We start from the raw sequence: 10,418 nt of genomic DNA on the forward strand, positions 1-10,418 counted from the left end.
CGTCGGGGGGGGGGGGGGGGGGGGGGCCCCCCCCCCCCGCCCGCCGGGGGGGGGGGGGGGGGCGGGCCCGCCGGGGGGGCCCCGGGCCGGCGCGGGGGGGGGCGGGGGGCGCCCCCGACGCGCGCCACCCGCGCGCACTCGAAGGGCGCGAGCCGGTCCTCGATGGCGGCGCCGATCGATCCGTACCCGACGATGAGGACGGACTTGTCGGCGAGGGCCGGGTAGAAGCCCGCCCGCCACTCCTCGGCGTCCTGGCCCCGCACGAATCCGGGGATCCCGCGCAGCGAGGCGAGGATCAGGGCGAGCGTGAGCTCGGCGGTGCTGGCCTCGTGGACGCCCTTCGCGTTGCAGAGGGCGACCCCCGGACGCAGCGAGCCGATGCCCGGCGTGACGTGGTCGATGCCCGCGGAGAGCGTCTGCACGACCCGCAGGGAGGTCATGGCGGCCAGCGGCCGGACGGCGATCTCCGAGCCCTTCATGTACGGGACGACGTAGAAGGCGCAGCGGGCCGGGTCGGCGGGGAACTCGGGACCCCCGTCCCAGAAGCGGTAGTTCAGGCCCGAACCGCCGGGTGCGGGCAGCCCCTCGATCTCGTCCGCGGGAACGGGAAGCCACACGTCAGCGGTCGTGTCTTCGAATCTCATGACCGGGAGGCTATGCGAAGAATCCCGTCCGCCATTGGTTACTTTGGGGGACGGCACAGGGAGGGGTACCGGCAGGTGGAGCGCAGGACTATCGGGGCGACGGCGCTCGACGTGGGTGCGATCGGCCTGGGGTGCATGCCGATGAGCTGGGCGTACAGCCGTTCGGAACAGCGGGGGGACCGCTCGTTGCGCACCGTGCACGCGGCGCTCGACGCCGGGGTGAGCCTGCTCGACACCGCCGACATGTACGGACCGTTCACCAACGAACTGCTGCTGGGGCGGGTGTTGGAGGAGCGGCGGTCCGAGGCCTTCGTCTCGACGAAGTGCGGTCTGCTCGTCGGCGACGGCGGCCGGCGGCGGCACGTGGTCGCCGACGGCAGACCCGGGTACGTGCGCCGGGCCTGCGACGCCTCGCTGCGGCGGCTGCGGACCGATGTGATCGACCTCTACCAGCTGCACCGGGCGGACCCCGACGTGCCGGTCGAGGAGACCTGGGGCGCCATGGCCGAGCTGGTGTCGGCGGGCAAGGTGCGGGCGCTCGGTCTCTGCGCCGTCGGCGCCCGTACGGCGCTCCGGGGCGCCACGGGCGCCCGCCGCGACGGGTACGAGGGAACGATCCGCCAACTGGACCGGATCCAGCAGGTGTTCCCCGTGGCGGCGGTGGAGGCGGAGCTGTCGGTGTGGTCGCGGGAGGCCCTGGCACGACTGCTGCCCTGGTGCGCGGCGCGCGGGGTCGGGTTCCTGGCGGCGATGCCTCTGGGCAACGGCTTCCTGACCGGGACGCTGACCCCGGGCGGCGGCTTCGAGCCGGACGACCCGCGGGCCCACCACCCCCGGTTCACGGCCGAGATGATGGCGGCGAACCAGCCGATCGTCGCGGGGCTGCGCCGGGTCGCCGCACGCCACGGGGCGGAGGTCACCCCGGCGCAGGTGGCGCTCGCGTGGGTGCTCGGCCTCGGACGGCACGTCGTGCCGGTGCCGGGGGCGAAGCGGGAGCGTTGGGCGGTGGAGAACGCCGGCGCGGCCTCGCTGCGGCTGACGGCCGCGGACCTGGCGGAGATCGCGGCGCTTCCGGCGCCGCGCGGGTCCTGGGACTGACGGGCCGCGCGGAGGACGGACCCGGCGGACGGGAACCCGATCGCGGCGGGCGGTGTATCAAGGGGTGGAGGGATCCACTCGACTCGTCGAAGGGGACCGGACCATGAGCCGTCCTGTCGTGAAGGCCCTGTGGGGCGCCGCCGTGCTGGTGCTCGTGACCGGCTGTTCCTCGGGGACCGCCACCGGGGAACGTCCCGGCGCGGCCCCGACGGCGTCGGTGCCGGCCCCGCCACCCTCCTCGTCACCGCCCTCCGCCGTCGGCCGCGTGTCGGTGACGGGCACGCTCACCGAGGGGCTGAAGTCCCCCTGGGGACTCGCGGAGCTGCCGGGCGGGGATCTGCTCGTCTCCTCGCGGGACGAGCGGACGATCACCCGGATCGACGGGCGGACCGGCGCGAAGACCGTGCTCGGCGAGGTGCCGGGGGTGGTGCCGGGCGGCGAGGGCGGACTCCTGGGACTCGCCGTCCACGACGGCCGGGTGTACGCCTGCCTCACGGCCGCGTCGGACAACCGGATCGTGCGCATGCGGTACGGCGGCGGGAAGGGCGACCGGCTCGGCCCTCCGGAGCCGGTCCTCACCGGCATCCCGAAGGGGTTCGTGCACAACGGCGGACGGATCGCCTTCGGGCCGGACGGCATGCTGTACGCGGGGACGGGCGAGACGGGCCGGACCGGTCTGGCCCAGGACCGGGCGTCCCTGGGCGGGAAGATCCTGCGGATGACGCCGGAGGGCCGGCCGGCGCCGGGCAATCCCTTCCCGGGCTCGGTGGTCTATTCGTACGGGCACCGCAACGTGCAGGGACTCGCCTGGGACCCGCAGGGCCGCCTCTGGGCGTCCGAGTTCGGGCAGAACACCTGGGACGAGCTGAACCTGGTGGAGCCCGGCCGGAACTACGGCTGGCCGGAGGCCGAGGGGCGGGCCGGAAAGGCCGGGTTCGTCGATCCGGTGGCCCAGTGGCCGACCTCGGAGGCCTCCCCCAGCGGCATCGCGTACGCCCGGGGCGCGATCTGGATGGCCGGGCTCAGGGGCGAGCGGCTGTGGCGCGTGCCGCTCTCCGGAGCGGAACGATCCGGGGAGCCCGAGGCGTTCCTCACGGGTGAGTACGGACGCCTCCGCACGGTTCTCGCGGCGGGTGGCGACCGGCTCTGGCTGGTGACCAGCGAGACCGACACCCGGGGCACGCCCGGGCCCGGGGACGACCGGATCCTCCGTCTGGAGGTGAGGTGAGGGAGGCGGTGACCGTGTTCGGCGGACTGGACGAGTTCTTCGCGCCGGGGCGCAGGCACATCGAGGAGGAGCGGCGCCGGGAGGCCCTGACCCGGGAGGATCCCGGGGACGCGGACCCGGCACGCGGCCCGGTGGACCTCTCCTCGGGCCGGGTGACGATACGGCTCCCCCGCCCGGCGGACGGCTCCGGCCGGGCGGGGGAGCCGGCTCCTGACGCCGGAGCCGGGGAGGCCGGGGCCTCAGAGGGCCGTGTCGAGGAGGTGCAGGCGGTGCGCCAGGGCGGCGGCCTCGCCGCGGCCGGAGACGCCGAGCTTGGCCAGGATGTTGGAGACGTGGACGCTGGCCGTCTTCGGTGAGATGAACAGCTCCTCGGCGATCTGCCGGTTGGTGCGGCCGGCCGCGACCAGGCGCAGCACGTCCTGCTCCCTGGGCGTGAGGCCGAAGCCGTCCTCCCCCGGCTCGGCGGAGGCCGGGGCCTGCTTCTCCGGGGTGAGGGAGAGGCGGGCGCGGGCGGCGAGGAGTTCCACGTCCTCGCGGAGCGGGCGGGCGGCGAGGCGGACCGCGGTCGCCTGGGCCTCTCGGAGCAGGGCCGCGGCCTCCTCGCGGCGGCCGCCCTCGACGAGCAGGGCGTCGGCGAGGCGGTGCCGGGCGACGGCCAGCCGGTGGGGGCGTTCGAGCGGCTCGAAGGCGGCGACGACCTCGGCCCAGCGAGCGGCGGTCGCGCGCCCCTCGGCGCGGGCGAACTCCTCGTACACCTGCTGGGAGAAGGCCTCCCAGACCGGGGCCGGGGTGGCGAGGCCGCGGACGCAGCGGCGGACGAGGGCGAGCGCCTCGGCACGGCCCTCGTCGGCGGCGGGCAGCCCCCGGCTGTCGGCCTCGGCGGTGACGGCGGTGAGGACGAGCGGCCAGCCGTAGCGGTGGGTGCCGGGCGGGAAGCCGGTCTCCGCGGTGGCGGCGAGCTGTTCCCGTACGTCCGCGAGACGCCCCTCGGCGGCGGCGATCTGGATCGCGACCTGGGCCATGGGCAGGGTGTACTGCGGGATCGGGTCGCGGGTGCCGTAGCGGGTGCGGGCCTCGGCGAGGTGCTCGGCGGCCCTGGCGGTCTCGCCGCGCGCGGCGGCGAGGTGGGCGAGCTGGAGGAGGGCGGTGCCGCCCGGCTTGGTGCTGCTCGCCCCGGAGCGGAGCAGCCGCTCGGCCTCCTCCTTGCTGCGGTCCCACTCGCCGAGCGAGAGGAGCGACTCGGCGAGGTTGGCGCGGATCCAGCCCGCGCTGTCGACGAGGCCGCGGGAGCGGGCCAGTTCGATGCCGTTGGTGGCGATCTCCACGGCCTCGCGGGAGCGGCCGAGCGCCTCCATGGAGGAGGAGAGGTTCACATGGGCGCGGGCGGCCTCGTGGAACTGGCCGAGGGCGATGGTCCGTTCGCGGGCCTCGTGCATGGCGGCGAGCCCGCCCTCGGGGTCGCCGGCCGACACCAGGATGGTGCCGAGGGTGATCCGGGCGTTCAGCTCGATCGGTTCGGCCTTGACGAAGCGCGCGTACTCGACGGCGCGTTCGGCGGCGGCGATCGCCTCGGGGCCGGGGTTGCGGAGCATGCCCCAGCCGGCCGCGCCGACGAGGACGGTGGCGTGGACGGCGGACGGCGGGAGGCCCTTGACGAGCTCCTGGGCGCGGGCGATCTCCGGCCAGCCGTCGCCCCGGCCGAGGTTGGACTGGAGCCGGGCCATCTCGGTCCAGAACCAGGCGGCGCGCAGCGGGTCGTTCTCGGCCTCGTCGAGGATGCGCAGGGCCGTCCTGCAGATCTTCGCGGCCCGTTCCCGCTCGCCGCTGAGGCGGGCGGCGACGGCGGCCTCGGCGAGCAGGTCGAGGTAGCGCAGCGAGGAGGTCTCGGGGTCGCAGCCGCAGGCGGGGTAGGCGTCGGCGTAGTCGATGGGGCGCAGCGAGCCGCGCGTCTCGGCGGGGACCTTGTCCCAGAGCTCCATGGCGCGTTCGAGGAGGCTGAGCTGCTCGGCGTAGGCGTGGCGGGTGCGGGTCTCCACGGAGGCCCGGAGGACGGCGGGCAGGGCCTTCTCGGGGTCGTGCGCGTGGTACCAGTACGTGGCGAGCCGGGTGGTCCGCTCATGCGGGCGGACGAGGCCGGGGCCGGCCTCCAGGGCCTCGGCGTAGCGCCGGTTGAGGCGGGAGCGTTCGCCGGGCAGCAGGTCGTCGCTGACGGCCTCGCGGACGAGGGAGTGGCGGAAGCGGTAGCCGTCGCCGTCGGGGACGGCGAGGAGGATGTTGGCGCCGACGGCGGCCCGCAGGGCCTCGATCAGTTCGTCCTCGGAGAGCCGGGCGACGGCGGCGAGCAGGCCGTACTCGACGGTGGAGCCGCCCTCGGCGACGATCCTGGCGACGCGCTGGGCGGCCTCGGGGAGCGCCTCGACCCGCACGAGCAGGAGGTCGCGCAGGGAGTCGCTGAGCTGACCCGCGGCGCAGCCGGCCTCGTGGGAGACGACGAGTTCCTCGACGAAGAAGGCGTTGCCGTCGGAGCGTTCGAAGACCTCTTCGACGAGTCCGGGGTCGGGTTCCGCGGCGAGGATGCCGGTGAGCTGGCGGTGCACCTCGGTGCGGGTGAAGCGGGAGAGTTCGATGCGGCGGATGGTGCGGAGCCGGTCGAGCTCGGCGAGGAGGGGGCGCAGCGGGTGGCGACGGTGGATGTCGTCGGCCCGGTAGCTGGCGACGACCACGATCCGGCCGCGCCGCAGGGTGCGCAGGAGGTAGGTGAGCAGGTGCCGGGTGGAGGCGTCGGCCCAGTGCAGGTCCTCCAGGACGAGCACGATCGTACGGTCGGCGGCGAGCCGCTCCAGGAGCCGTACGGTCAGTTCGAAGAGGCGGCCGGTGGAGTCCTCGTCGGAGGGCTCGTGGCTGCCGGGGTCGCCCAGTTCGGGCAGCAGGCGGGCGAGTTCGCCCTCGTGGCCCTCGGCAGCGGCGTCGAGTTCGTCGGGGAGGCGGCGGCGGAGCGCGCGCAGAGCGGCGGAGAAGGGGGCGAAGGGCAGTCCGTCGGCGCCGAGTTCGACGCAGCCGCCGAGGGCCACGACGGCGCCCCGGTCGCACGCCGTGTCGAGGAACTCCTCGATGAGCCGGGTCTTGCCGACGCCCGCCTCGCCGCCGACGAGCAGGGCCTGGGGCTCTCCCGCGGTCGCGCGGGAGAGCGCCTCGGTGAGGGCGGTGAGTTCGCCGGCGCGGCCGACGAAGACGGGACTGACTGACCTGGTCTCCACGGCGCCGAGCATCGCACAGACTTCCTTGCCGTCGCTCATACGGGGGTCACGCGGCCCGGACGAAGCGACCGCGGCCGCCGCCGGTCACCTGCCCCTCCGTGTCGTGGCCCGCGTGGCGGCGGCCGAAGAGGCGAAGCCCCCTGCGGGTCACCTCGGCCTCCTGGGCGAGGCGGTGGGCGGCGGCCTCGGCGATGAGCTCGGCGTGGTGCATGGTGTGGAGTTCGTACTCGAACATGGTGTGCTCCCCTGGGTTTCCCCGGTTTCGGTATCGCTCTCTGCGATGCCTCTACTTTCGTTTCCCAGGGGGTGCCGTCACATCGGGCGAGTGCCGCATGTTCGGGGTGCGGGGGGCCTTAGGGGGGTTCCTAGGGGGCCTTAGGCGGCACCCCGACCACCTCAGGAGCCGGTCGTGGGGAGGCTCAGGAAGAGGTCGAAGTAGGTACCCACCGACAGCAGCAGGCCCAGACCGCCCAGGACGGCACCCGCCACGGCGACGGCGCGGACCCAGGCGGGGCGCCGGGGCAGGGTGAGCACGAGGACGCCGACGATCAGAGCGAGGAGCGCGAAGACGCCGTTCACCAGGGCGGTGCTGTGCCAGGCGTCGCCGTAGATCTCGCTGATCTGCTGGGCCGGGCTGCCGCCGTTGGAGGTCTTGATCTGCCCGACGAGCGTCTCGCGCTCGGCGACGACCCTGCCGGTCCAGGTGCCGGTGAGGGCGACGGCGGCGAGGGCGGCGGAGACCACGGCCGCGGCGCCCGCGCCGACGCCGGTGGCCGCCTGCCCGGAGGCCGCCTCCTCGTCGTCCAGGTCGTCGTCGTCCTCGTCGTCGAGCTCTGCGTCCGGCTCCTCGTCGGTCGCCCGGGCCGTCTCGTCCCGCGCGTCGGCCGCGTCGTCCCCGGCGCCGTCGGCGGCCGGGGCGGTCCCGGCGTCCGGGGTGGTCTTCGCGGCCTCGGCGGTCGTGCTCTCCGCGACCTCGTCGTTCTTCGCGGTCGCGGTCTTCTCGGTCGTCTTGGTGTCCATGCGGCGCACGCTAGGGCGCCCACATGAGAGGCGGCTTAAGACGCCTTCGCCGCGCGCCACTCCGGAGCGAGGACGGCCCAGATCTCGGTGTCGGCGCGGGTGCCGCGGTAGAGGTAGTTCTCCCGCACGACGCCCTCCTTCGTCATCCCGAGGCGGCGGGCGACGGCGACGCTGGCCAGGTTCTTCGTGGAGGCGTACCACTCGACGCGGTGGATGCCGCGCTCCTCGATCGCCCAGTCGATGATGACCCGGCACGCGCGGGTGATCAGGCCCTTCCCGGCGGCGGAGGGCTCCAGCCAGCAGCCCGCCTCGGCGGTGCCGTTCGCGACGTCGAAGGTGCGGAAGAGGACGCCGCCGACGAGGAGGCCCTCGCTCCAGATGCCGTACAGCCGGCCGGCGTCGTCCGCGGCCTTCTCGGCGTACGAGCGGAGGTAGGCGCGGGCGGACGCGAGGTCCGAGACGACGTCGGGAAGGGCGATGTGCTGCCCGATGAACTCCCGGCCCCGGTCCATGTGGGCGAGCAGCTCCTCGGCCTGCCAGGGCTCCAGGGGCCTCAGCTCGGCACCGTCGTCACCCAGCGATATCGCGAACATCGTCGTTCCTCTCCTCCGCGGCCGAAGCCGTCACACGCTGTACGGGGATCCTCCCACGCGCGTCGGCGGCCTCCCGGCACTCGGGCGGTTCGATGCTGATCCGCGGGAGCAGACGGTCGAGCCACTTCGGGAGCCACCAGTTCGCGCCGCCGAGCAGGTGCATGAGCGCGGGCACGAGCAGGGTGCGCAGGACGAAGGCGTCGAGGGCGACGGCCGCCGCGAGCGCGATGCCGAACATCGCGATGACCCGGTCGCCGCTGAGGACGAAGGCCAGGAAGACGGCGATCATGATGACCGCCGCGGAGTTGATCACACGGCTGGTCTCGGCGAGGCCGACCCGGACCGCCCGCCGGTTGTCGCCGGTCTCCAGCCACTCCTCGTACATCCGGCTGACCAGGAAGACCTGGTAGTCCATGGAGAGGCCGAAGAGGACGGAGACCATGATCACGGGGAGGAAGGGCTCGATCGGTCCGGCGCTGCCGAGGCCGAGCAGCTCGCTCCCCCAGCCCCACTGGAAGATCGCGACGACGATGCCGAAGGCTCCGGCGACGGCGGCGACGTTCATCACGGCGGCCTTGAGCGGGATGCCGAGCGACCGGAAGGCGAGCAGCAGCAGCAGACAGCCGAGCGCGACGACGACGCCGACGAAGAGCGGCAGCTTGCCGACGATGATCTCGGCGAAGTCGTCGTACGAGGCGGTGACGCCGCCCACGTGGACGTCGAGCGAGGTGCCGTCCTCGGCCTTCGGGAGGACGTCCGTGCGGAGCCGGTCGACCAGCTCGCTGGTCGCCTTGGACTGCGGCGCGGAGTCGGGCACGACGGTGAGGAGGGCGGTGTCGCCCGCGCTGTTGTACGTCACCGGGGAGACGGACGCGACGCCCCTGGTGGCGGTGAGCGCGGCCGGCAGCTGGTCGAGGGCGACCCGGTCGTCGGCGCCGTCGAGGCCGGCGACGAGGGTGAGGGGCCCGTTGACGCCCGGCCCGAAGCCGTCGGCGAGCAGGTCGTAGGCCTGGCGCGTGGTCGCGGTGGCCGGGCCGTTGCCCTGGTCGGAGGTGCCGAGGTGGAGCGAGAGCGTCGGCAGTGCCAGGACGCCCATGACGGCGACGGCGACCACGCCGAGGAGCTTGGGGTGCCGCTCGACGAAGGCGGACCAGCGGGCGGCGAGGCCGGTGGGCAGCTCGGGCTGCGGCCCGCGCTCGGCGAGCACCCGGCGCTCGCGCCGGGAGAGCGCGCGCATGCCGATGAACGAGAGCAGCGCGGGCAGCAGGGTGACGGAGGCGGCGACCGTGAGGAGCACGGTGAGCGAGGCGGCGATGGCGACGCCGTTGAGGAAGCCGAGCCGCAGGATCAGCATGCCGAGCAGGGCGATGCAGACGGTGGCGCCGGCGAAGACGACGGCGCGTCCGGTGGTGGCGACGGCGGTCTCGGCGGCCTCGGTGACGGAGAGGCCGCGTTTGAGGCCTCTGCGGTGCCGGGTGACGATGAACAGGGCGTAGTCGATCCCCACGCCCAGGCCGACCAGCATGCCCAGCATGGGGGCGAAGTCGGCGACGGTCATCAGATGGCCGAGCAGGACGATCCCGGAGTACGCGATGCCGACGCTGACGAGCGCGGTCGCGATGGGGAGCACGGCGGCGGCCAGGGAGCCGAAGGCCAGGAAGAGGACGACGGCCGCGACGGCGACCCCGACGACCTCGGCGATGTGCCCGCCGGGGCCCTCGGTGAGCGCGACGGCGCTGCCGCCGAGCTCGACCCGGAGGTCGTCGGTGGCGGCCGCCTTGGCGGTGTCGACGAGGGCGCGGGCCTGGGCCTCGGGGATGTCGTCGGCCTGCGCGTCGAAGGTGACGGTGGCGTAGGCGGTGTGCCCGTCCTCGCTGACCTGGCCCCGCGTCTCGCCGTACGGGGAGGTGACGGCGGCGATGCCGGGGAGGCGGGCGACCTTGTCGAGCATCGCGGTCGTGCGCTGTTCGACGGCGTCGGCGCGGACGCTGCCGCGGTCGGTGTGCCAGACGATGGTGTCGCTGTCGCCGCCGAGGCCGTGGAAGCCCCGGTCGAGCAGGGCGGTGGCCCGGCCGGACTCGGTCCCGGGGGCCTCGTAGTCGTTGGAGTACGCGCTGCCGGCCAGGGTCGCGCCGGCGGCGGTACCGCCGAGCGCGAGGAGCCACAGGAGAACGACGACGAGACGGTGCCGAAGGCACCACCGTGCGATTGCGGCCAAAGGAGGGGCTCCTGACTGGATCTGTACTCGCGCCCCACTGTTGCAGCCAAACGTGATCGTTTGCCCGTTTCGTGGCGATCCTCACAGGGTGCTCCGACCGGGCGGGAGGACCGTCGGGTCCGGGTCGGTGCGACGCGGTGGCCGGGGCCGCCCGGGAGGACCCGCCGCTCCTCGTACGGGCCGACGAGGGCCCCTTCGGCCGCCCGGTACGCCTTGCCCGTAGGGGTCGCGCCCGCCGGAGGCCGCACGCGGGGCGGGGGGGGGGGCGGGCGGGGCGCGGGGGGGGGGGGGCGCGCGCGCGCGGGGGCGCGGGGGGGGGGGCGCCGCCCGCCCCCCCCCCCCCCGAGCGCCCCCCCCGCA

At 74.8% G+C, this 10,418-nt stretch carries 8 protein-coding genes and 1 pseudogene; 3 read left to right on the top strand and 6 right to left on the bottom strand.

Features of this window, described 5'->3' with window-relative positions; all coding sequences use genetic code 11:
* Positions 1 to 101: 101 nt before the first annotated feature.
* A pseudogene (locus tag ACFV2S_RS14120) lies at positions 102 to 644 on the bottom strand (NAD(P)-dependent oxidoreductase); the annotation flags it as partial.
* Positions 645 to 719: 75 nt separating this feature from the next.
* Between ACFV2S_RS14120 and ACFV2S_RS14125 the strand changes: the two are divergent.
* From ACFV2S_RS14125 to ACFV2S_RS14135, 3 genes are all read left to right on the top strand, one after another.
* Positions 720 to 1,742, top strand: coding sequence for an aldo/keto reductase (locus tag ACFV2S_RS14125; protein WP_385557615.1), 1,023 nt, complete (start codon positions 720 to 722; stop codon positions 1,740 to 1,742).
* Positions 1,743 to 1,845: 103 nt separating this feature from the next.
* A complete protein-coding gene (locus tag ACFV2S_RS14130) occupies positions 1,846 to 2,970 on the top strand; it encodes a PQQ-dependent sugar dehydrogenase (RefSeq protein ID WP_385557618.1) in 1,125 nt (374 codons plus the stop codon).
* Between the two features lie 14 nt (positions 2,971 to 2,984).
* The gene (locus ACFV2S_RS14135) at positions 2,985 to 3,326 is read left to right on the top strand and encodes a DUF6191 domain-containing protein (protein WP_385557769.1); all 342 of its coding nucleotides are present in this window, start codon (positions 2,985 to 2,987) and stop codon (positions 3,324 to 3,326) included.
* Here ACFV2S_RS14135 and ACFV2S_RS14140 read toward each other — a convergent pair.
* The 5 genes from ACFV2S_RS14140 to ACFV2S_RS14160 all read right to left on the bottom strand — a co-directional run bounded on the left by ACFV2S_RS14140 (position 3,210) and on the right by ACFV2S_RS14160 (position 10,058).
* A complete protein-coding gene (locus ACFV2S_RS14140; protein WP_385557621.1) occupies positions 3,210 to 6,266 on the bottom strand; it encodes an AAA family ATPase in 3,057 nt (1,018 codons plus the stop codon). The genes ACFV2S_RS14135 and ACFV2S_RS14140 overlap by 117 nt on opposite strands.
* Before the next feature lie 7 nt (positions 6,267 to 6,273).
* On the bottom strand, positions 6,274 to 6,462 hold the full coding sequence (locus ACFV2S_RS14145) for a hypothetical protein (RefSeq protein WP_385557624.1): 189 nt from the start codon (positions 6,460 to 6,462) through the stop codon (positions 6,274 to 6,276).
* A gap of 161 nt (positions 6,463 to 6,623) precedes the next feature.
* Complete coding sequence (locus tag ACFV2S_RS14150; RefSeq protein ID WP_385557627.1) at positions 6,624 to 7,247, bottom strand: hypothetical protein; 624 nt, start codon at positions 7,245 to 7,247, stop codon at positions 6,624 to 6,626.
* 35 nt (positions 7,248 to 7,282) lie between these two features.
* A complete protein-coding gene (locus tag ACFV2S_RS14155; RefSeq protein ID WP_385557630.1) occupies positions 7,283 to 7,840 on the bottom strand; it encodes a GNAT family N-acetyltransferase in 558 nt (185 codons plus the stop codon).
* Positions 7,818 to 10,058 (bottom strand): MMPL family transporter, encoded by a 2,241-nt coding sequence (locus tag ACFV2S_RS14160; RefSeq protein ID WP_385557633.1) that lies wholly within the window; start codon positions 10,056 to 10,058, stop codon positions 7,818 to 7,820. The genes ACFV2S_RS14155 and ACFV2S_RS14160 overlap by 23 nt, the downstream gene beginning before the upstream one ends.
* Positions 10,059 to 10,418: the final 360 nt, after the last annotated feature.

Origin of the sequence: Streptomyces sp. NPDC059695 (assembly GCF_042733785.1) — a bacterium.
Classification (GTDB): Bacteria; Actinomycetota; Actinomycetes; order Streptomycetales; family Streptomycetaceae; genus Streptomyces.